This is a genomic window from Curtobacterium sp. MCLR17_007 (assembly GCF_003234655.2).
GTDB lineage: Bacteria > Actinomycetota > Actinomycetes > Actinomycetales > Microbacteriaceae > Curtobacterium.
Map to the genome: position 1 here is coordinate 487,605 of NZ_CP126271.1, position 20,775 is coordinate 508,379.

Genomic DNA, 20,775 nt, shown 5'->3' on the forward strand with positions numbered 1-20,775 from the left:
CTGGGTGCGGGGTGTCCGTTCGCGACCCCGCCTGTGCATCCGGACCTGCGGGAGTTACCATTGTCGGACAAGGACTTCCGCTGGGTGCATCGACGACGATGTGCTGACGGCGACCAGTTCCGCAATCAAGGAGTCATGATGCTCGGAAACCTCACCGGTCTGCACCTGCTGATCATCCTCGGGATCGTCATCCTGCTCTTCGGTGCGACCAAGCTCCCGGCCCTCGCCAAGGGCCTCGGCCAGTCGATCACCATCTTCAAGAAGGAGATGGACACCGACGACAAGAAGGCCAAGGGCACCGACGGCACCGTGCAGAACACCACTGCCGAGCCGACGACGGCCGCCGCTCCGACTGCCCCTGCCGCCCAGCAGGTCCCGGTCGTCAACCCCGGCCCGTCCGTCCAGCCGAACTCCACCACCGACCACCGGAGCTGATCCGGTCCCGCCCCGTTGCTGAAGCCCCCGTGATCCCACACGGGGGCTTCGTCGTGCCCGGTGCTGAGCACGCGCGTTGCTGAAGCCCCCGTGATCTCACACGGGGGCTTCGTCGTGCCCGGTGCTGTGCACGCGCGTTGCTGAAGCCCCCGTGATCCCACACGGGGGCTTCGTCGTGTCCGGTGCTGTGCACGCGCGTTGCTGAAGCCCCCGTGATCTCACACGGGGGCTTCGTCGTGCCAGCGGGCGGCCGTTGTCCACAGGCTCGGTGGACGCGCCCGCCGTGGCGGCGACCGCGGTCCATGATGAGCAGGTGACGAACCCCACCGCCCCGCTCCGCGACGACCGACGTGTCGTGCTGGTCGTGGCGATCCTTGCGTCGTTCGTCGTCGGTCTCGACTCGAGCGTCGTGAACGTGGCGCTGCCCGCCATCCGCCAGGAACTCGGCGGCGGGCTCGTCGTCCAGCAGTGGACCGTCGACGCCTACCTGGTCACGCTCGGTTCGCTGATCCTTGTCGCGGGCTCGTTGTCCGACCTGTTCGGCCGCGTCCGCATCATCACGTGGGGGCTCGTCGTCTTCGGCATCGCGTCGGTCGTCTGTGCCGTCGCACCCACGGGCGAGGTCCTCATCGTCGCCCGCGCACTGCAGGGCGTCGGGGGTGCGCTGGTCACGCCGAGTGCCCTGGCGCTCATCGTCGCGGCCTTCCGCGGTGCGGCACAGGCGAAGGCGATCGGCACGTGGACGGCGTGGTCGAGCGCGGCGTCGATCCTCGGGCCGGTCGTGGGTGGCCTGATCGTGGACGGCATCGGCTGGCGGTGGATCTTCGTCGTGACGGCGGTGCCGATCGCGGTCACGATCCCCCTCGTCCGTCGGATCTCCGCGGACGTCGTCGCCGACCACCGCGCCCGCGTCGACGTCGTCGGGGCGGTGCTGGCCGTGGTCGGCGTGGGCGGGGTCGTCCTCGGGCTCATCGAGCAGGAGCGGCTGGGCTGGGGTTCCCCGCTCGTCGTCGCGGCGCTGGTCGCCGGCGCGCTCGCCCTGCTGGCGTTCGTGCCGTGGGAGCTCCGGGTCACCCGCACGACGGGGGCGCCGCTCGTCCCGCTCGACCTCTTCCGTGCGCGCAACTTCGCGCTCGGCAACATCGCGACGCTCTCGATCTACGGCGCGCTCGGCATGGTGTTCTTCGTGGTGACGCTGTTCCTGCAGGAGGTGTGGGCCTTCCCCGCATGGCTCGCCGGCCTCGCGACGCTGCCCCCGACCCTCGTGCTGCTCCTGCTGTCGACGACGGTCGGGGGACTCTCGGGGCGGTACGGTCCGCGGTGGTTCATGGCGGCCGGTCCGGCGGTCGCGGCGGTCGGTGCGCTCGTCATGCTCGTGGTGAGCGACGACCCGGCCGGGTACTGGTTCGGGGTGCTGCCGGGCCTCGTGCTGGTCGGGATCGGCATCACGCTCATGGTCACCCCGCTCACCAGTGCGGTGCTCGGGTCCGTGCCGCAGTCCGAGGCCGGCGTCGGCTCGGCGGTCAACAACGCGGTCGCCCGCATCGCGAGCCTGGTGATGGTCGCGCTGGCCGGGGTGGTCCTGGGTGGCGAGGTGAGCGTCGGCGGGATCCACCGGGCGATGGTGGTGATGGCGGTGCTGCTGCTGGCGGGCGCCGCGGTGAGTGCACTCGGGATCCGGAATCCGACCCCCGATCACAAGTTGAGTGCATTAGACTCAAGTCCAGATCCGACGCAAGGAAAGGACAGAACGCATGGCGAACCTCCAGGGCGCTCCTGACTCTGCGGAGCAGCAGAAGACCGCCCTCGAGCAGTACGGCGTCGACCTGACGGCGATCGCGAAGAGCGGCAAGCTCGACCCCGTGATCGGCCGCGACGCCGAGATCCGCCGCGTCTCCCAGGTGCTGACGCGGCGCACCAAGAACAACCCCGTGCTGATCGGCGAGCCCGGTGTCGGCAAGACCGCCGTGGTCGAAGGACTCGCGCAGCGCATCGTGGCCGGCGACGTCGCCGACTCGCTCAAGGACAAGCGGCTGGTCTCGCTCGACATCTCGGCGCTCATCGCCGGCGCGAAGTACCGCGGCGAGTTCGAGGAGCGCCTGAAGGACGTGCTGCGCGAGATCAACGAGTCCGACGGCCAGGTCATCACGTTCATCGACGAGCTCCACACGCTGATGGGCGCGGGTGGCGGCGAGGGGTCCGTCGCCGCGTCGAACATGCTCAAGCCGATGCTGGCGCGCGGTGAGCTCCGGATGATCGGGGCGACCACGCTCGACGAGTACCGCCAGTACATCGAGAAGGACGCCGCGCTCGAGCGTCGTTTCCAGCAGGTCTACGTGGGTGAGCCCTCGGTGCCGGACTCCGTGGCGATCCTGCGCGGGCTCAAGGAGCGGTACGAGGCGCACCACAAGGTGACGATCAACGACTCGGCGCTCGTCGCCGCGGCGAGCCTGTCGAACCGCTACATCTCCGGGCGGCAGCTGCCGGACAAGGCGATCGACCTGATCGACGAGGCGGCATCGCGCCTGCGCATGGAGATCGACTCCAGCCCGGTCGAGATCGACGAGCTCAAGCGGAACGTGGACCGGCTGCGGGTCGAGGAGTACGCGCTCAAGCAGGAGAAGGACGACGCCTCGAAGGCGCGGCTCGAGACCCTGCGGAACGAGCTGGGCATGCGCGAGGAGCGGCTCCGCGAGCTCGAGACCCGCTGGCAGGCCGAGCGGGCGTCACTCAACCGCATCGGTGAGCTCAAGCAGCAGCTCGACGAGCTCAACATGCGCTCGCAGCGAGCCCAGCGCGAAGCCGACTACGAGACCGTCTCGCGACTGGAGTACGGCGAGAAGCCCCGGATCGAGGCCGAGCTCGCCGCCGCCGAACAGGCCGAGTCCGCCGACCGGATGGTCAACGACAGCGTCACCGACGAGGACATCGCGGCCGTCATCGCCCAGTGGACCGGCATCCCGCTCGGCCGCCTGCTGCAGGGCGAGACCGAGAAGCTCCTGCACCTGGAGACCGAGCTCGGACGCCGGATCATCGGGCAGCGCACCGCCGTCAGCGCCGTGTCCGAAGCGGTCCGACGCACGCGCGCGGGCATCTCCGACCCGGACCGCCCGACGGGGTCGTTCCTGTTCCTCGGGCCCACCGGTGTCGGCAAGACCGAGCTGGCCAAGGCGCTCGCCGAGTTCCTGTTCGACGACGAGAAGGCCCTCGTCCGCATCGACATGAGCGAGTACGGCGAGAAGCACTCCGTCGCCAGGCTGATCGGTGCCCCGCCCGGGTACATCGGGTACGAGGCCGGCGGGCAGCTCACCGAGGCCGTCCGACGCCGCCCCTACTCGGTGGTCCTGCTCGACGAGGTCGAGAAGGCGCACCCCGAGGTCTTCGACGTCCTGTTGCAGGTGCTCGACGACGGACGGCTCACCGACGGACAGGGCCGCACGGTCGACTTCCGCAACACGATCATGGTGCTGACGTCGAACCTCGGCTCGCAGTTCATGACCGACATGTCGCTGACGAGCCTGCAGCGCGAGGAATCGGTGCGAGAGCTGGTCCAGCAGGCGTTCCGTCCCGAGTTCGTGAACCGGCTCGACGACATCGTGGTGTTCCAGGCCCTGACGACCGAGGACCTCGGGCAGATCGTGTCGCTCGACGTCGACCGGCTCGCCCGTCGCCTGTCGGACCGTCGCCTCGAGCTCGCGGTCACCCCGCAGGCGCGCGGATGGCTCGCCGAGCGCGGGTACGACCCGGTCTACGGCGCGCGGCCGCTCCGCCGCCTGATGCAGCGGCAGATCGACGACCAGCTGGCACGTGCGATCCTGGCTGGCGACGTCCGTGACGGCGACACCGTCCGGGTCGACGTCGCCGACGGCGGCGACGGGCTCGTGGTGGAACCCTTCGAGCTGGGCGAGGTCGTCGAGGAGTAGTCCCGGGGGACACGTCGGACGGGAGGCCCGGTGCCGGTCCCTGGGACCCGCACCGGGCCTCCCGGCCTAGCGTGCACGACATGCCTGAGATCCGTGCGTTCCGCCGCCTGACCGAGTCCATCGAGGGCGCTGCCGTCCTCGACAAGGCCGTCGACTTCGACCGCGCGGTGGTCCGGGCGACCGCCCGGCCCCGCGCGCTGCGCCAGCTGCTGCACGGGGTGCCGTTCGGACACCCGCTCCACCCGCTGATGGTCCAGGTCCCGCTCGGCGCCTGGATCTCGGCGGCGGTGCTCGACCTGCTCGGCGGGCGGGGCAACCGGAAGGCCGCCAAGACGCTGGTCGGCGTGGGGCTCGTGTCCTCGACGAGCGCGAGCCTGGCCGGGTACGTCGACTGGGCGGAGCTCGACCGCGAACAGCTCCGTACGGGCTGGGTGCACCAGGCGGTCAACTGGGTCGGGATCTCGCTGTACGGCCTGTCGTGGCTGCAGCGGAAGCGCGGGAACCACGCGGCGGGCAAGCTCCTCGGGTTCGCCGGACTGACCGTGGTCGGAGTCGGCGGGTACCTGGGCGGTCACCTGGCCTACCGACAGCGTGCCGGCGTGAGCCAGCACGGCGAGGTGCCGTTCGACGCCTGAGGTCACAGCCGGGAAACACCGCTGCCGTCAGGCTCGGGGTCATGGACCACCTCACCACCGACACCGTCCCCCTCGCCGTCCTGCCCACCACGGGCGGGGCGGCGTTCGTCGTCCGCATCGACGAGTCCGTGGGGCTCGTCCGGCTCGATCCGGCTCCTTCCCAGGAGTCTGATGTGTGATGTTTCGATGCGGATCCTGGTTGTGGACGACGAGACGGCACTGGCGGACCTGGTAGCGAAGGGGCTCGAGCGTCAGGACATGGCGGTCGACGTCGCGTACCGAGGCGACGACGCGGACGAGCTGCTCAGCGTCAACGACTACGACGTGGTCGTGCTCGACCGTGACGTCCCGGGGATGCACGGGGACGAGGTCGCCCGGCGCGTCACGGCGCGCCGGGGACTCACGCGGATCCTGATGCTCACCGCGGCCACCACGCTGGGTGACCGGGTGCACGGCCTCGAACTCGGTGCCGACGACTACCTCGCCAAGCCCTTCGAGTACCCGGAGCTCGTCGCACGCGTCCGTGCGCTCGGGCGGCGCAGCGTCGCGGCCGTCCCACCGGTGCTCGAACGCGGGGGGTTGCTCGTCGACACCAACCGGCGGATCGCCACCCGGAACGGTCGCCCGCTCGACCTGACGGCGAAGGAGCTCGGCGTGCTCGAGGAACTGCTCCGCGCCGACGGTCGCGTCGTCTCTGCCGAGGACCTGCTCGAGAAGGTCTGGGACATGAACATCGACCCGTTCACCACGGCGGTGCGCGTCACGATGTCGAAGCTCCGCAGGAAGCTCGGCGATCCCGACCCGATCCGGACCGTCCCCGGTGCCGGCTACGCGTTGTGAGACGGACCTGGAGCATCCGGGCAAGGACCGCCCTCGTCTTCGCCGCCGCGGCGATGGCGCTCGCGACCGGGGTGGTCGTCTTCACGAACGTGATGTCGATCTCCCGAGCCGGCACGGCGTTCGCCGTCGCCAGTGCTGGTCCGGCTGCCGACGACGGGACGCCGGCCGTTCCTGGCGGCGCCGTGGCGATCACGTCACCAGGTGCCGACGAGGCCGCAGACGATCAGGGCGCGCTGTTGGCGGTGCGTCTCGTCGCCGTGCTGCAGTGGCAGTGGTCGGCGGTCGGGATCGCCGGTGCCGGGGTGGTCGCCGGCGGTGTGGGGTGGTACGTCAGTCGGCGCATGCTGCGGCCGATCGACGCCATCACGACGACGGCGAACCGGATCACCGCCTCGAACCTGCACGAGCGGATCGCGCTCGGTGGCCCGGACGACGAGCTGCGTCGGCTGTCCCGCACCGTGGACGACCTGCTCGACCGGCTCGAGAGCGCGTTCGAGAGTCAGCGCCGGTTCGTCGCCCAGGCCTCCCACGAGCTCAGGACGCCTCTGGCCGTCCAGCGCGCCGCCCTGCAGATCGGGCTGTCGGACGATGCCGGTGCCGTCGAGATCGGCACCGTCCGGGCCGAGTTGCTCGAACAGAACCGGCGGACGGAACACCTGGTCGAATCACTGCTGGTGCTGGCCGAGGCGGACCGCGGGCTCGGGGACTCGACCGAGGCGCTCGACCTGCGGCGGATCGCTCACGAGGTCGCGACCGGTTCGGCGGGCGCCGCGCACGGTGTGACCGTGACGGTGAACGACGAGCCCGCCGTTCCTGCGGTGCGCGGCGAACCGACGCTGGTGCGCCAACTGGTGGTGAACCTCGTGACGAACGCCCTGGAGTACAACGTGCCCGGTGGCTTCGTCGACGTGCGAGTCGATGATGACGGACTGACCGTCGAGAACTCCGGGCCGGTGGTCCCCGCGGAGACCGCGCCGCTGCTGGTCGAACCCTTCCGGCGCTGTCCCGGCGCGCCGACCGGCGGACGGCACAGCGGACTGGGGCTGTCGATCGTCGCGTCGATCGTGCAGGCGCACGGTTGGCGACTCGACCTGACGGCCCGGGAGGGCGGTGGCCTGGTGGTCCGTGTCGGTGTTTCACGGATGTGACGCTGCACGCCCCGCTGCCGAAACACCGTGTGCGATGTCCTGGTTGCATGCACACCACATCACGTCACCACCTCCTCCGCGGTCGCCGAGCACTGCTGGTCGCCGCCGCCATCGCCGTCACGCTGCCGTTCTCGGTCGCCGCGTGTTCCACCCAGCCGTCCGCAGACCCCGGCACCAGTGCGGGCTCCGGAGTCGGCGCGAAGTGGGGCTCCTGCATGCGGGACGCTGGCTTCGACGTCGAGGACCCCGACGACACCGCCGTCGAGGCCGGCCTCTCCAAGGCACCCGCGGGTGCCGACCGTGCCGCGTTCAGTGCAGCGGCGTCGGCCTGCACCGAGAAGGCCGGCGTCGAGCGCGCGAGTTCCGCCGACCAGCAGAAGTGGGAGCGGCAGTACGCGCAGGTGGCCAACTGCATCCGCGAGAACGGGTACGACGACTTCCCGGAACAGGAACCGGGCAGCCTGAACACCAGCGTGTACCAGCGCAGTTCGGAGCCGCAGTTCGAGACCGTCGTGGACGACTGCCTTGCCGAGTTCGCGCCCGACACCCGGTCCCAGAGCGTCGGCTGATGCGGCGCACGCGAACGACGAGGGTCCTCGGGCCGGTCCTGGCGCTTCCGGTGGTCCTGCTCCTGACCGCCTGCACGACCGAGGTCCCCGACGACGACTCGACCGGGCGACCACACGGCCGCGGACAGACCCTGTCCGAGTGCTTGCGGGCGAAGGGCTACGACACACCGGAGCCCGACGCGCGTTCCCGGACCCAGACCCTCGACCCGCCCGCGGGCGTCGACGCGGAGCAGTGGAAGCAGGACTTCCAGGCCTGCGCGGAGGGCGATGCCGGCGCAGGCGAGTCCGGCGTCGCTCCGGCCGCCAGCCTCACCCCGGCCCAGATGCAGCGTCTCGCCAGGTGCATGCGCGAGCACGGCTTCGAGGACTTCCCCGATGAACCGAACACGGGGTACACCCCGGACGACCCGGAGGCGTACCGACAGGTTTCCGAGCAGTGCACCGCGACGCTCGAGGGAGACGAAGGATGAGCACCACGCGACTCCGCCGCGGCGCGCTCGTCGCGACCTGTCTGGTCGCGACGCTCGCCGCCGGCGCCGGCACCTGGGCAGTCGTCGGAGCATCGAGCGGCGCACCGGCTGCCGCGTCGGATGCCGGACACCGGGCGCACCACGCGACGGCCACCATCGTGCAGGGCGACCTGACCGACTCGAAGGTCTTCGCAGGAACGCTCGGCTACGGGTCGCCGACCGGGGTGGCCGCCGCCGCCACGGGGACCCTCACCTGGCTGCCGAAGCCCGGTGACGTCATCCACCGCGACGAGCAGCTCTACGCGGTCGACGAGCGTGCGGTCCGGACGATGCACGGCACGGTGCCGCTCTGGCGCACGCTCGAGCGGGGGGTGAAGGGCACCGACGTCCGGCAGTTGAACGCCAACCTGGCGGCGCTCGGGTACGACGTCGCCCAGGACGAGGTCTTCGGACCGCGGACGCAGCGCGCCGTGCAGCGGTGGCAGCGAGACCGCGGACACGTCGTCACGGGTCGACTCACGGCGGACGACGTCGCGTTCACCGACGGTGACGTCCGCGTCGCCTCCGTCAGCGGCCGGGTCGGGCAGCAGGCGGGCGGTGACGTGATGCAGGTCACGAGTCCGTCACGTGTCATCACCGCGACGGTGGCACAGCGCGATGCCGAACGACTCGCGGCCGGGACGGCGGTCCGGGTCCGCATCAACGGAGCCGGCGAGCCGCTCGACGGCACCGTCTCGGACGTCCGACCGAGCGCGGCCGAGGACGCGGCCGACAAGGTCGACGTCACGGTGCGGTTCGACGCCGGGGACCGTGCCCTGCCGACGGCGGCGTCCGCACAGCTCGAGGTCGCGGGGACGACCGAACAGGACGTCCTGTCCGTCCCGGTCTCCGCGATCGTGGCGACCGGGGCCGGCAAGTACGCCGTCGACATCGTGCGGAAGGACGGCACGACGAAGCGCACAGCCGTCGAAGCGGGGTTCACCGCGGACGGTCGCGTGGCGATCCGCGGGGCCGTCCACGCGGGCGACCGGGTCGTGGTGCCCGGATGACCGCCAACGCCCGGACGAGCCCCAACGCCCGGACGACCCCCAACACCCGGACGACCGCCGAGTGTCCGGTCCTCGAGCTCCGTGAGGTCACGAAGACCTACGGCGACGTGGGTGCGCTGCGCGGGGTGTCGCTCGACGTGGCTGCGGGTGAATTCGTCGCCGTCGTCGGCCCCTCGGGCTCCGGCAAGTCGACCATGCTCAACATCGTCGGCACGCTCGACCGGCCGACCTCGGGCACGGTCACGATCGCCGGCAACGACGTCGCCACGATGACCGACGACGCGCTGTCCGTCCTGCGCGCCGAGCACATCGGGTTCGTGTTCCAGCACTTCCACCTGCAGGCCGGGGCCACCGCGGCGGAGAACGTCGCGGACGGCCTGTTGTACGGGGGGACCGATCGGCGCGAACGACACCGACGCGCGGTGTCCGCGCTCGAGCGGGTCGGCCTCGGACACCGCGTCGACCACCGCCCCAACCAGCTGTCCGGCGGCGAGAAGCAGCGGGTCGCGATCGCGCGGGCGCTCGTCAGCGATCCGACCGTCCTGCTCGCCGACGAACCCACGGGGGCGCTCGACACGGCCTCGGGCACCGCGATCCTCGCTCTCCTCCGCGAGCTGAACGCCGCCGGCACGACGGTGCTCGTGATCACGCACGACCTCGACCTCGCCGCCTCGCTGCCACGGCAGGTCCGGATGCGCGACGGCGTCGTCGAACAGGACGCCGGTGCCGTCGACGCGGCAGCGCTGGCGCTCGCGATCGGGGGTGCCCGGTGAGCGCCCGTCGTGGACTCGGCGCCGGCGACCTGCTCCGCCTCGGTGTGTTCGGGCTCCGGACGCGGCCCGGCCGTGTCGTCCTGTCGGCGCTCGGCATCGCGATCGGCATCGCGGCGATGATCGCGGTCGTCGGGATCTCGTCGTCGAGCAAGGCCAAGCTCGACCAGGTCCTCGACGCACTCGGTACCAACGTCCTGACGGCCACCCAGGCGCAGGGGTACGGCGAAGCGCCTCCGCTGCCGTCGACGGCACTCGACTCCGCGCTGCGTCAGGACGACGTCCGCCAGGCCGCGGCGGTCGGGAAGGTCGCGGACGGCCGGGTGTACCGATCGCCGTTCGTCCCCGAGGTGGAGACGAAGGGCATCGGCGTGATGGCGGCGTGGGGCGACGTCCCCGGTGTCCTCGGCGGGGCGCTCGACGCCGGACGGTGGATCGACGACCGCGTCGGTGCCGCGCCGCAGGTGGTCCTCGGTGCGGAGGCGGCACGGGCACTCGGGATCGACCGTGTGCGCGCCGACAGCCGCGTCTGGATGAACGGCTCGTGGGTGCAGGTGGTCGGTGTCCTCGAGTCGCTGGCGCTCGCTGACGACCTCGACAACCAGGTCTTCGTCCCGCGCGGCCTGGCGACCGAGCTCGGGTTCGACGGAGCGCCGACCGCGGTGTACACCCGGGTCGCCCCGGACCGGGTCGAGGCATCGCGCGACGTGCTCGCCGGGGCCATCCGTCCGGGTGCTCCGCAGGACGTCGGAGTCACCAGGCCGTCGGACGCCCTGGCCGCGAAGGACGCGACGGACGACTCGTTCACCGGGCTGCTGGTCGGCATCGGTGGGGTCGCCCTGCTGGTCGGTGGGATCGGTGTCGCGAACACGATGGTGATCACCGTGCTCGAACGCCGCGCCGAGGTCGGGGTCCGGCGTGCGCTGGGTGCCCGCCGGCGGAACATCCGCGACCAGTTCCTGGTGGAGTCCCTGCTGCTGTCGTTCCTCGGTGGCATCGCCGGGGTCGTGATCGGTGTGGGCGTGACGGTCGTCTTCGCGCTCGGCCAGGGGTGGCCCGTCACCGTCCCGCTCTGGGCCGTCGCGGGTGGACTCGGCGCGACCGTCGTCATCGGCGGGGCGTCCGGGCTCTACCCGGCGGCGCGCGCGGCGCGCATCCCGCCCACGTCGGCGCTCGCCGCCGTGTAGCCGAGCGTGGGTTCGGCGCGGCGGACCCGCGCGCGCGTTCGGCGCGGTGGAAGCGCCAGCCTGGAGGCCCGGTGCCGGTCCGACGGACCGGCACCGGGCCTCCAGGCGGCCCGATCTGCTGCCGTTCGGCGGCGCGCGGATCATCCCTGGTCATGACCAGTTCGTCAAGCCCTGCACCCCATCCGTTCGATGACCGTGATCCCCCGGAAACACGCGGATCGAATGTCTCCACAGGGACCGATCCAACGGTTGACACGAGCATCGGGAGGGTGTTCTGTTGCCAATACGCAACGTCCTTTCATAAAGGTCGGACCAAGGGAGTCAACGTGACACGCACGCGATTCGCCGCACTCGGTGCGCTCGGCCTGGCGGCCGCGCTCGCCCTCGCCGGGTGCTCCGCCGGAAGCAACGGAGCTTCCGACAGCGGGACGAAGTCCATCGGCACGCCCGATGGCAAGGGCAAGACGCTGAACGTCTGGATGATGAACGGCGACCTCAGCGCCAAGGTGCTCGACGCCGCCGAGCAGCAGTTCACGAAGGCCACCGGGGCGAAGGTGAAGGTGCAGCTCCAGCAGTGGGACGGCATCACCACGAAGCTCACGACGGCCCTGGCGCAGCAGGACGCCCCGGACATCGTCGACCTCGGCAACACCCAGGTACCGGTCTACGCGGCCACCGGTGGGCTCAAGGACCTCACGCCGTACGCGTCGGAGCTCAAGGGCGGTCAGGACTGGCTCTCCGGGCTCGAGGGGCCGGCCACCGTCGACAGCAAGCTGTACGGCGCACCGCTCTTCGCCGGCAACCGGGCCGTCGTCTACAACAAGAAGGTCTGGGCCGACGCGGGGGTGACCTCGGTGCCGAGCACGTACCAGGAACTGACCGCCGACCTCGACAAGGTGAAGGCCGCCAACACCGCGAGCGACTTCTCCGCGTTCTACATGCCCGGGCAGTACTGGTACGGCGGGCTGCAGTGGGTCTGGGACGTCGGCGGCGAGATCGCGACCGAGAAGGGCGGCAAGTGGACCGGCACGCTCGACTCGGCCAAGGCGGTCAAGGGGCTCCAGGCGTGGAAGCAGTTCCAGAACGCCTACTCGGCCAGCTCGACGCAGGACATCAACACCGACAAGCCGTCGCAGAGTGACGTCTTCGCGCAGGGCAACACGTCGGCCTTCCTCGGCTCGGCGTGGGAGATCGGCTCGGTCACCACGGCCAAGCCCGAGCTCGCGGACCAGATCGGCACGTTCCCGATGCCGTCGATGTCGGGCAGCGGCACGCAGCCGGTGTTCCTGGGTGGGTCGGACCTCGGCATCCCCGCCAAGTCGGCCAACCCGGACCTGGCGCTGTACTACATGAAGATCCTGACCTCGAAGAAGTTCCAGCAGGACCAGGTCTTCGGTGTCGACGGGTGGGAGCCGAACTCGACGCAGCTGCTCAAGGCCGTCGCGGGTGACGTCGATGCGCTGCACAAGCCGTACTTCGAAGCGGCGTCGACCAGCCGCCCGACCCCGGCCACGCCGGGCTGGGCGACGATCGAGGGTGACGCGAGCTTCCAGTCGATGTTCGCGGACGTCGCCACCGGCCGGAAGTCGGCGGAGGAATCGGCGACTGATTTCTCGAAGCACCTCACCTCGGCGCTCAACGCGAGCCTGTAGTCGATGACTTCGACTGCTGACACGGCGACCGGCTCGGCTGCGGCCGGGCCGGTCGCCGGCGCGGGGCAGCCCCCGGTCGCCGTCCCACCCGCACCGGGCCGACCCGGTCGCGGGCCGCGGGTGCGACGGCGGTCGGTGACCACCTCGCGCGCACCGCTCTTCCTGCTGGCACCGGCAGCGCTCATCCTGCTCGCGCTGGTGGTGTACCCCCTCGTCCGCCTGGTCGTGATCTCGTTCCAGGAGTACGGCCTGCGGGCGATCTTCACCGGCCAGGCGGGGTTCGCCGGACTGACCAACTACACGAACGTCCTCACCGACGCCAGCTTCTGGCCGGTGATCCTGCGCACCGTCGTCGTCACCGCGTCGATGGTGCTCGGCACGCTCGTCATCGGCATGGCGGTGTCGCAGCTGCTGACGCGGCTCGGGGTCGCGATGCGCACGGTCGTCAGCGTGGTGCTCGTGCTGGCGTGGGCGATGCCGAACGTCGCGTCGAGCCTGGTCTGGCAGTGGCTCTTCCAGCCGTTCTACGGCGTGCTCAACTGGCTGATCACCCAGATGCGGGTGTTCGGCGACCACACCCAGGACAACTGGGCGTCGCACCCGGCGCAGGCGTACACCATCGTGCTCACGCTCGTGATCTGGCAGGCGGTGCCCTTCGTGGCGCTGACGCTCTACGCGGCCCAGTCGCAGATCGCGCCCGAGTACTACGAGGCCGGGGCGCTCGACGGCGCCACGACCTGGGCGATGTACCGGGCGATCACGCTGCCCGCGCTCGCACCGACGCTGCTGCTCGTGACGATCCTGTCGGTGATCTGGGACTTCAACGTGTTCAACCAGATCTGGTTGCTGACGCGGGGCGGCCCCGAGGACTCGACCCTGACCCTCGGCATCTGGACCTTCGTCAAGTCGTTCGTCTCGAACGCGTACGGCCAGGGTGCCGCGATCGCGGTCATCTCGACGGCGATCCTCGGCGTGCTCACCAGCTACTACATCCGCCGGCTCGTCCGTAGCGGCGAGGAGGACCTGTGACCAGCTCCGTGACCCGACCCGGCGCCCGACCCGTCGCCCGGGCCCGCAAGCCGAAGCCCCGGGTGCTCGCGAACACGCTGGCCGTGCTGTTCTGCCTGGTGTGGGTGTTCCCGATCTACTGGATGGTGAACACCGCGTTCAAGCCGGCGGACGAGGTCACCACCATGACCCCGATCTGGTTCCCCCTGCACCCCACGATCGAGAACTTCACCAGGGCGCTGACGCAGGAGGGCTTCCTGGTCTACCTGCGGAACTCGGCGATCGTGGTGGTGGCCGCGGTGCTGCTGTCGATCGTGGTCGGGTTCCTGGCCTCGGCGGCGCTGTCGCGGTTCCGGTTCCGCGGGCGCCGGGCGATCCTGGTCGGCATCCTGTTCGTGCAGATGATCCCGTCGGGCGCCCTGCTCATCCCGCTGTTCCTGTCGTTCCAGTCCCTCGGGCTGCTCAACAGCTACATCGGGCTGATCCTGGCGTACGTCGCGAGCGTGCTGCCGTTCTCGATCTGGGTGATGCGCGGGTTCTTCGTCGCGGTCCCGATCGAGATCGAGGAGGCGGCGAAGACCGACGGCGCGGGGACGTTCCGCATCCTGTGGAGCGTGCTCTTCCCGCTCGTGCTGCCCGGGGTGATCGCCACGAGCGTGTTCGCGTTCATCGCCGCGTGGAACGACTACCTGACCGCGTACGTGATGCTCAAGGACCAGTCGATGTACACGCTGCCGGTGTGGCTCGCCGGGTTCTCCACGAACAAGGGCACGGACTTCGGCGGGCTGATGGCGGCGAGCGTGCTGTTCAGCCTGCCCGTCGTGGTCTTCTTCCTGATCGTGCAGCGGCGCCTGGTGTCCGGCATGACGGCGGGGGCCGTCAAGGGGTGACGCCGGGGCGGCCGTGGGCCGCGGGCCGCTCCGATGCGGACGGGAGGCCCGGTGCCAGCTGGCACCGGGCCTCCCGTCCGTCGTGGCGTCCGTCCCGAGCCGGTCGAGGTGACCGCCGTGCCACGACTCGCCGCTGACACCCGCCGAGGTTCCACGTGTTACCCGTAGGGCGCCCTGAGGTGCCGTAATTACGGCACCTGAAGGAAAGGAGGGCGCGTCTTCGGGCGTGTGGGATTCGGCACGGATGGTTGCGTTCGTGTGGGTTCTCGACGTATGGTGCTCGGAACCAACAGGAACGAAGGAGTTCGGGCATGTACGCAACGGAGCGTCACGACGAGATCGCCGCGCAGCTGCACAGCGCCGGCCGGGTCTCCGTCGCCGACCTCGCCGAGCACTTCGACGTCACCACCGAGACCGTCCGCCGCGACCTGGACCTGCTCGAGACCGCCGGGGTCCTGCGCCGCGTGCACGGGGGAGCGGTCCCCGTCGGGCGTTCCAGCGTCGTCGAGCTCTCCGTCGCCGAGCGCGAGGGCCAGCACGGATCGGCCAAGTCCGCGATCGCCCGGGCCGCGATGCGCCTGGTGCCCCCGACGTTCACCGGCTCGATCGCCCTCGACGCGGGCACCACGTGCGCCGCCGTCGCCTCCGAGCTCGCCCGGTGGGAACCCGCCACCCCCGGAGCGACCCTGACCGTCGTCACGAACTCCGTCCCGATCGCCGCGACCCTGCAGCACAGCGAGCACGTCGAACTGCACCTGCTCGGCGGTCGGGTGCGCGGCGTCACGAGCGCCGCGGTCGGCACCGCCACCGTCGAGCAGATCGGCGCGCTCCGTCCGGACATCGCCTTCGTCGGCACGAACGGCCTGTCCGCCGGCTTCGGCCTGAGCACGCCGGACGAGTACGAGGCCGGCGTCAAGGGCGCGTACGTGCTCGCCGCCCGTCGCAGCGTCGTGCTCGCCGACGCGGCCAAGCACGGCGTCGAGGCGCTGATGCGGTTCGCGCGGCTGGACGAGATCGACACGCTCGTCACCGACGAGCAGCCGCCCGCCGACCTGGCCGTCGCGCTGGCCGACGCCGACGTCGAGGTGGTCGTCGCATGAACGAGCCCAGCACCCGGATCGTCACCGTCACCCCGAACCCCTCGCTCGACCGCACGATCGAGCTGGCCGGCGAGCTGCAGCGCGGTTCGGTCCAGCGCGCGACGCGCACCACGGCTGAGCCGGGCGGCAAGGGCGTCAACGTCTCGCGGGTCGTCGTCGCCAGCGGCGGGGACACGATCGCGGTCCTGCCCGGCGACGACCTGGACCCCGTGCTCGTCGGTCTGGCCACCCGCGGCATCCCCACCGCCGCGCTGCCGATCGGCGCCCCGCTGCGGTCCAACGTCACGGTGACCGAGCCGACCGGGACCACCACGAAGCTCAACGAGCCCGGGCCCTCGCTCGCCGGGCGCCTCGACGACCTGGCGGCACTCGTGGCCGACACCGCCGGTGCCACCGCGACCGGACCCGCTGCACGGTGGGTCGTCATCGCGGGCTCGCTGCCCCCGGGGCTGCCCGACGACGCCCTCGCCGTCCTGGTCCGCGCCGTCCGCGCGCGCCACGGCGACGACGTGAAGATCGCGGTCGACTCGTCCGGCGTCGCGTTCACCGCGCTGCTGCGGTCCGGCGAGCGGATCGACCTGGTCAAGCCGAACGCCGAGGAGCTGGCCGAGATCGTCGGCGGCGACCCCGAGGTCTACGAACGCGACCACGGGCTCGCGGCCGCAGCGGCCGAAGGCCTGCGTGCACGCGGGGTCGAGAGCGTCCTGCTGACGCTCGGCAGCGCTGGCGCCGTGCTGGTCGGCCCCGAGGGCGCCTTCGCCGCGGCGGCCCCCGTGATCACGGCCCGCTCGACGGTCGGCGCGGGGGACTCCTCGCTCGCCGGCTACCTGCTCGCCGAGGTCGCCGGAGCACCGCCGGGCGAACGGCTCGCCCAGGCGGTCGCCACGGGCGCGGCTGCAGCGGCCCTGCCAGGCAGTGACGTCCCCGCGCTCGACCACACCGACCCGGGCGCCGTCACGGTCACCCGGCTCACCACCGCACGAACCCGCACCGACACCACCCCACGAACCCCCACCGACACCACCCCACGAACCCCCACTGCGTCACTGCAAAGGAGCACACCATGACCACTCCGCGAGACACGAGTCCGGGCCTGATCAGCGTCCCCCTCGTCGGCCTCGACGAGGACCTCGGCGCCACGTCGGCGGACGTCATCCGCGTCCTCGCCGACCGCGTCGCCGCCAGTGGCCGCGCGGCATCGGGTGCGACCCTCGCCGCCGACGCCATCAAGCGCGAGGCGTCCGTCGGCACCGGCGTCCCCGGGGGCATCGCCATCCCGCACGCCCGGTCGTCCTCGGTCACCGAGCCCACACTGGCGATGTCCCGCCTGGCGCGGACGGTCCCCTTCGGTGCTCCGGACGGCGACGCGGACCTGGTCTTCATGATCGCCGTGCCCGAGGGGGCCGACAAGGACCACCTGACGGTCCTCTCGACCCTCGCGCGTGCGCTCATCCGCGACGACTTCACCGCCGCCCTCCGCGCCGCGACCACGCAGCAGGAGATCGTCGACCTGGTGGACCGCGAGGTGACCGGCGAGGTCGCCGACGCCGGCGTGACGGGCGCACCCCTGGCCTCCGGTCCGGCCGCGCCGACCACGGCACCGGCAGCCGGCCGGAAGGTCATCGTGGGCGTGACGGCCTGCCCGACCGGCATCGCGCACACCTACATGGCGGCCGACGCCCTCGTCGCAGCCGCACAGCGCGCGGGCGCCGAGATGCACGTCGAGACGCAGGGGTCCTCGCAGGTCGAGCCCCTCGACCCCGCGCTCATCGCCCGTGCCGACGCAGTGGTCTTCGCCGTGGACGTCGACGTGCGCGACCGCTCGCGCTTCGCGGGCAAGCCGCTGGTGTCCGGCCCGGTCAAGCGCGGCGTGGACGAGCCCGACGCGATGATCGCCGAGGCGCTCCGTGCCGCCGACGACCCGAACGCCGCTCGCGTCTCCGGCACCGTCGGCGACGCGTCCAGCAGCACCGCCAAGGACGAGCACTTCGGGCAGTCCCTGAAGCGCTGGCTGCTGACCGGTGTCAGCTACATGATCCCGTTCGTCGCCGGCGGTGGCCTGCTCATCGCGCTCGGCTTCCTGCTCGCCGGGTACGGCATCGCGCTGACCCACGGCGACTCCGGACAGAACAACGCCGTCTACACGCTGACGAACTACACGCTGCTGAACCTGCCGCCGCAGGGTCTGGCGTACTACCTCGGTGCCGCCGCGTTCCAGATCGGTGGCGTCTCGCTCGGGTTCCTGGTCGCGGCGCTCGCCGGGTACATCGCCTACGCCATGGCCGACCGTCCGGGCATCGCTCCCGGGTTCGTCGCCGGGTCGATCGCCGTCTTCATGAACGCCGGGTTCCTCGGTGGCCTGGTCGGTGGCCTCATCGCCGGTGCCGCCGCGTACTGGATCGGGCGCATCCCGGTCTGGCGCTGGCTGCGCGGCCTGATGCCCGTCGTGATCATCCCGCTGTTCGCGTCGATCATCGCCTCGGGGCTGCTGCTGCTCGTGCTCGGCGGTCCGATCGCCTGGCTGATGACGCAGCTGACCGGCTTCCTCAACTCGCTCTCCGGTGCCTCGGCCATCCTGCTCGGCATCATCCTCGGCCTGATGATGGCGTTCGACCTGGGCGGCCCGGTCAACAAGGTCGCCTACGCGTTCGCCGTCGCCGGGCTCGGTGCGGGGACCGCCACCAACGTCGTGCCGTTCGAGATCATGGCCGCGGTCATGGCCGCCGGCATGGTCCCGCCGCTGGCGCTCGCGCTGGCATCGACGGTGCTGTACCGGAAGGGCTTCACCAAGCCCGAGCGCGAGAACGGCAAGGCCGCGTGGCTGCTCGGCGCGTCGTTCATCTCCGAGGGCGCGATCCCGTTCGCCGCGGCCGACCCGCTGCGCGTCATCCCCGCCTCGATGATCGGCGCCGCGGTCACCGGAGCGATCTCGATGGGCGCCGGCGTGACGTCGCGAGCCCCGCACGGTGGGATCTTCGTGTTCTTCGCGATCGGGGACGTGGCGATGTTCATCGTGGCGATCCTGGCGGGCACGATCATGTCCGCGCTGGTGCTGGTCGGGCTGAAGAAGTGGGTGCGTCGGGCACCCGCTGCGGACGCCGCAGCGGCCGACGAGGCCGCCGTGGCCGGCGAGACGGTCGGACAGCGCACGCCGGTGGCCGCGTAGCCACCTGTCGGACGGGAGGCCCGGTGCCAGCTGGCACCGGGCCTCCCGTCCGTCGTGTGGTCCCGAGGTCGCCGTCCGTGTGCCGTCGCGGTTCCAGAATTCTGGCATCTCGACCGCACTGACGGGGCGCTCGTGGAACCTGAGCGAACCTGAGCGGCGAGTTGTGGAACCTGACCAATTCGGCGCGCAGCACGAGCAGCGCGAGGCGCCGCCCGGCGTCAGTCGGCGATGTTCGCCGTGACCGCGTCGATGTAGGCCGAGCGCTCCTCGCGCGACGACGGCCGGCCCGGCACCCCCGGGCGCTCCTGCCACGGCAACGGCCCCGTCTCGTGGCGGTACTCGATGCCCATGGCCTCGAGCCGGGCGAGGTGCTCGGCCAGCCGCCCCCGGAACTCGGCGAGGTCGCGCGGGCCGGTGACGTCGGCGGACCACAGCGCCTCGGACAGGGCGACCACGCGGGGGAACAGCTGGTAGTCGAGCTTGCGGACGTCGTCCACGTGCTCGGTCCACATGTTGCCCTGGCCACCGATGACGTGCGCCCGCTCGGCCTCGGTCAGGTCGTCGGGGACCGGGTCGAAGCGGAAGACGTCGTCGACGGACAGCACGATGGCGATCGGGATCGGCTCGTTCGGCAGGTCGCTCTGCCGGTAGTCCAGGTACACCTGGTCGTCCGGCGTCGAGATGACGTCGTGCCCGCGCTTCGCCGCCGTGGTCGCTCCGCGCAGCCCGCGCCACGAGACGACCGTGGCCGACGGGGCGAGGGTGCCGCCCTCGAGGATCTCGTCCCAGCCGAACGCCCGCCGCCCGCGGGACTCGATGTGCGCCGCGAGCTGCCCGATGACCCATGCCTGCAGCTGTTCCTCGTCGGCCAGGCCGAGCGAGCGGATGCGCTCCTGCGTGCGGGGATCGGCCTCCCACTGCACCTTGGGGCACTCGTCGCCGCCCAGCCCGATGTAGGCGCTGGGGAACAGGTCGATGACCTCGTCGAGCACGTCGCGGAAGAAGTCGATCGTGCTGTCCTCGGCGTTCAGGACGTCGTCGGCGATGCCCCACTCGGTCCAGACCTCGACCGGCTGCCCGGTGACTCCGAGCGACGGGTACGCGGCGAGGGCGGCGCGGACGTGGCCGGGGGTCTCGATCTCGGGGACCACCGTGACGAAGCGGTCGGCGGCGTAGGCGATGATCTCGCGCAGGTCGTCCTGCGTGTAGTGGCCGCCGTGCGGACGGCCGTCGAAGGACTGCGGGCGGAGCACACCGGCGTCGTCGGTGACGTGCGCGCCGACCTGCGACTCGCGACGCCACGACCCGACCTCGGTCAGACGCGGGTACTTCCGGACCTCGATGCGCCAGCCCTGGTCGTCGGTCAGGTGGAAGTGCAGCGTGTTGATGCGGTGGGCGGCGAGCTGGTCGATGACGCGCAGGACCTCGGCCTTGGTGCGGAAGTGCCGGACGACGTCGAGCATCACGCCCCGCCAGGCGAAGGCGGGCGCGTCCTCGACGGTCTGCGCGGGAACGGTCCAGGGTCCGGTGCCGACGCGCCCCTTGCGGTACACGTCGGCGGGCAGCAGCTGCAGCAGCGCCTGGACGCCGTAGAAGACCCCGGCTGCCGTCCCCCCGACGACCTCGACGCGTTTCGGCGAGACGACCAGCCGGAAGGACTCGGCGACGGACCCACCAGGGCCCTCGGGCAGCCCGGTCGGCGCGACCCGCAGGACGATGGTGTCCGGCCCGTCGGCGTCGGCGTCACGGACCGGCAGCCCGGTCGATCCCCGGAGCGTCTGCTGCAGGTACAGTCGGACGGACTCGCTCGGGGCATCCGCGACGACGCGGGTCGACGGGGTGATCTCGAACGCGCCGACACCGGGTGTCGACAGGCGCGGGCGGGGGATGAGCATGTCGGCGTCCACCATTCCTCAATGATCTTTCGTAATGT

Annotated in this window: 19 protein-coding genes; 18 read left to right on the forward strand and 1 reads right to left on the reverse strand. The window is 71.3% G+C overall.

From position 1 onward, the window contains the following. Nucleotides 1–138 precede the first annotated feature (138 nt). The 18 genes from tatA (at nt 139) to DEJ13_RS02490 (ending at nt 18,842) form a co-directional block, all read left to right on the forward strand. Nucleotides 139–435: a twin-arginine translocase TatA/TatE family subunit gene (tatA, locus tag DEJ13_RS02405; protein WP_111107979.1), complete on the forward strand. Its 297-nt coding sequence runs from the start codon at nt 139–141 to the stop codon at nt 433–435. Between the two features lie 313 nt (nt 436–748). Further along, nucleotides 749–2,215 carry an MFS transporter gene (locus DEJ13_RS02410; protein WP_111107978.1) on the forward strand — a complete coding sequence of 489 codons (1,467 nt, stop codon included), beginning with the start codon at nt 749–751 and terminating at the stop codon, nt 2,213–2,215. Next, on the forward strand, nt 2,190–4,358 hold the full coding sequence (locus DEJ13_RS02415; protein WP_111107970.1) for an ATP-dependent Clp protease ATP-binding subunit: 2,169 nt from the start codon (nt 2,190–2,192) through the stop codon (nt 4,356–4,358). Before DEJ13_RS02410 ends, DEJ13_RS02415 begins: the two co-directional genes overlap by 26 nt. Nucleotides 4,359–4,438: 80 nt before the next feature. Further along, on the forward strand, nt 4,439–4,993 hold the full coding sequence (locus DEJ13_RS02420) for a DUF2231 domain-containing protein (protein ID WP_111107969.1): 555 nt from the start codon (nt 4,439–4,441) through the stop codon (nt 4,991–4,993). 41 nt (nt 4,994–5,034) lie between these two features. After that, nucleotides 5,035–5,172: a hypothetical protein gene (locus DEJ13_RS02425; RefSeq protein WP_181437131.1), complete on the forward strand. Its 138-nt coding sequence runs from the start codon at nt 5,035–5,037 to the stop codon at nt 5,170–5,172. Nucleotides 5,173–5,179: 7 nt separating this feature from the next. Then, nucleotides 5,180–5,833 (forward strand): response regulator transcription factor, encoded by a 654-nt coding sequence (locus DEJ13_RS02430; RefSeq protein ID WP_111107968.1) that lies wholly within the window; start codon nt 5,180–5,182, stop codon nt 5,831–5,833. Then, nucleotides 5,830–6,981, forward strand: coding sequence for a sensor histidine kinase (locus tag DEJ13_RS02435; protein ID WP_146245317.1), 1,152 nt, complete (start codon nt 5,830–5,832; stop codon nt 6,979–6,981). Before DEJ13_RS02430 ends, DEJ13_RS02435 begins: the two co-directional genes overlap by 4 nt. Nucleotides 6,982–7,028: 47 nt before the next feature. Continuing rightward, entirely contained in the window at nt 7,029–7,550 is a 522-nt protein-coding gene (locus DEJ13_RS02440; protein WP_111107966.1) for a hypothetical protein, read from the forward strand. Continuing rightward, nucleotides 7,550–8,020: a hypothetical protein gene (locus DEJ13_RS02445; protein ID WP_146245316.1), complete on the forward strand. Its 471-nt coding sequence runs from the start codon at nt 7,550–7,552 to the stop codon at nt 8,018–8,020. Before DEJ13_RS02440 ends, DEJ13_RS02445 begins: the two co-directional genes overlap by 1 nt. Then, complete coding sequence (locus DEJ13_RS02450) at nt 8,017–9,069, forward strand: efflux RND transporter periplasmic adaptor subunit (RefSeq protein WP_111107964.1); 1,053 nt, start codon at nt 8,017–8,019, stop codon at nt 9,067–9,069. The genes DEJ13_RS02445 and DEJ13_RS02450 overlap by 4 nt, the downstream gene beginning before the upstream one ends. Further along, on the forward strand, nt 9,066–9,842 hold the full coding sequence (locus DEJ13_RS02455; protein WP_111107963.1) for an ABC transporter ATP-binding protein: 777 nt from the start codon (nt 9,066–9,068) through the stop codon (nt 9,840–9,842). Before DEJ13_RS02450 ends, DEJ13_RS02455 begins: the two co-directional genes overlap by 4 nt. After that, nucleotides 9,839–11,026, forward strand: coding sequence for an ABC transporter permease (locus DEJ13_RS02460; protein ID WP_111107962.1), 1,188 nt, complete (start codon nt 9,839–9,841; stop codon nt 11,024–11,026). Before DEJ13_RS02455 ends, DEJ13_RS02460 begins: the two co-directional genes overlap by 4 nt. 326 nt (nt 11,027–11,352) lie before the next feature. Then, nucleotides 11,353–12,678 (forward strand): sugar ABC transporter substrate-binding protein, encoded by a 1,326-nt coding sequence (locus DEJ13_RS02465; protein ID WP_220037616.1) that lies wholly within the window; start codon nt 11,353–11,355, stop codon nt 12,676–12,678. A gap of 3 nt (nt 12,679–12,681) precedes the next feature. Further along, a complete protein-coding gene (locus tag DEJ13_RS02470; RefSeq protein WP_111107960.1) occupies nt 12,682–13,707 on the forward strand; it encodes a carbohydrate ABC transporter permease in 1,026 nt (341 codons plus the stop codon). Continuing rightward, entirely contained in the window at nt 13,704–14,576 is an 873-nt protein-coding gene (locus DEJ13_RS02475) for a carbohydrate ABC transporter permease (protein WP_258374191.1), read from the forward strand. The genes DEJ13_RS02470 and DEJ13_RS02475 overlap by 4 nt, the downstream gene beginning before the upstream one ends. A gap of 311 nt (nt 14,577–14,887) precedes the next feature. Further along, on the forward strand, nt 14,888–15,676 hold the full coding sequence (locus DEJ13_RS02480; RefSeq protein WP_111107959.1) for a DeoR/GlpR family DNA-binding transcription regulator: 789 nt from the start codon (nt 14,888–14,890) through the stop codon (nt 15,674–15,676). Beyond that, nucleotides 15,673–16,743 (forward strand): 1-phosphofructokinase family hexose kinase, encoded by a 1,071-nt coding sequence (locus DEJ13_RS02485; protein ID WP_111107958.1) that lies wholly within the window; start codon nt 15,673–15,675, stop codon nt 16,741–16,743. Before DEJ13_RS02480 ends, DEJ13_RS02485 begins: the two co-directional genes overlap by 4 nt. Continuing rightward, a complete protein-coding gene (locus DEJ13_RS02490) occupies nt 16,740–18,842 on the forward strand; it encodes a PTS fructose transporter subunit IIABC (RefSeq protein ID WP_111107957.1) in 2,103 nt (700 codons plus the stop codon). Before DEJ13_RS02485 ends, DEJ13_RS02490 begins: the two co-directional genes overlap by 4 nt. Before the next feature lie 218 nt (nt 18,843–19,060). Here the strand turns inward: DEJ13_RS02490 and DEJ13_RS02495 are convergent, their stop codons facing one another. After that, on the reverse strand, nt 19,061–20,752 hold the full coding sequence (locus DEJ13_RS02495) for a beta-N-acetylhexosaminidase (RefSeq protein WP_111107956.1): 1,692 nt from the start codon (nt 20,750–20,752) through the stop codon (nt 19,061–19,063). Between the last annotated feature and the right edge of the window lie 23 nt (nt 20,753–20,775).

Bases quoted from the DNA above. Each gene is read 5' to 3' on its own strand.
- tatA (WP_111107979.1), top strand. From the start codon at position 139: ATGCTCGGAAACCTCACCGGTCTGCACCTGCTGATCATCCTCGGGATC.
- DEJ13_RS02415 (WP_111107970.1), top strand. From the start codon at position 2,190: ATGGCGAACCTCCAGGGCGCTCCTGACTCTGCGGAGCAGCAGAAGACC.
- DEJ13_RS02420 (WP_111107969.1), top strand. From the start codon at position 4,439: ATGCCTGAGATCCGTGCGTTCCGCCGCCTGACCGAGTCCATCGAGGGC.
- DEJ13_RS02425 (WP_181437131.1), top strand. From the start codon at position 5,035: ATGGACCACCTCACCACCGACACCGTCCCCCTCGCCGTCCTGCCCACC.
- DEJ13_RS02430 (WP_111107968.1), top strand. From the start codon at position 5,180: ATGCGGATCCTGGTTGTGGACGACGAGACGGCACTGGCGGACCTGGTA.
- DEJ13_RS02440 (WP_111107966.1), top strand. From the start codon at position 7,029: ATGCACACCACATCACGTCACCACCTCCTCCGCGGTCGCCGAGCACTG.
- DEJ13_RS02445 (WP_146245316.1), top strand. From the start codon at position 7,550: ATGCGGCGCACGCGAACGACGAGGGTCCTCGGGCCGGTCCTGGCGCTT.
- DEJ13_RS02450 (WP_111107964.1), top strand. From the start codon at position 8,017: ATGAGCACCACGCGACTCCGCCGCGGCGCGCTCGTCGCGACCTGTCTG.
- DEJ13_RS02455 (WP_111107963.1), top strand. From the start codon at position 9,066: ATGACCGCCAACGCCCGGACGAGCCCCAACGCCCGGACGACCCCCAAC.
- DEJ13_RS02470 (WP_111107960.1), top strand. From the start codon at position 12,682: ATGACTTCGACTGCTGACACGGCGACCGGCTCGGCTGCGGCCGGGCCG.
- DEJ13_RS02480 (WP_111107959.1), top strand. From the start codon at position 14,888: ATGTACGCAACGGAGCGTCACGACGAGATCGCCGCGCAGCTGCACAGC.
- DEJ13_RS02485 (WP_111107958.1), top strand. From the start codon at position 15,673: ATGAACGAGCCCAGCACCCGGATCGTCACCGTCACCCCGAACCCCTCG.
- DEJ13_RS02490 (WP_111107957.1), top strand. From the start codon at position 16,740: ATGACCACTCCGCGAGACACGAGTCCGGGCCTGATCAGCGTCCCCCTC.
- DEJ13_RS02495 (WP_111107956.1), bottom strand. From the start codon at position 20,752: ATGGTGGACGCCGACATGCTCATCCCCCGCCCGCGCCTGTCGACACCC.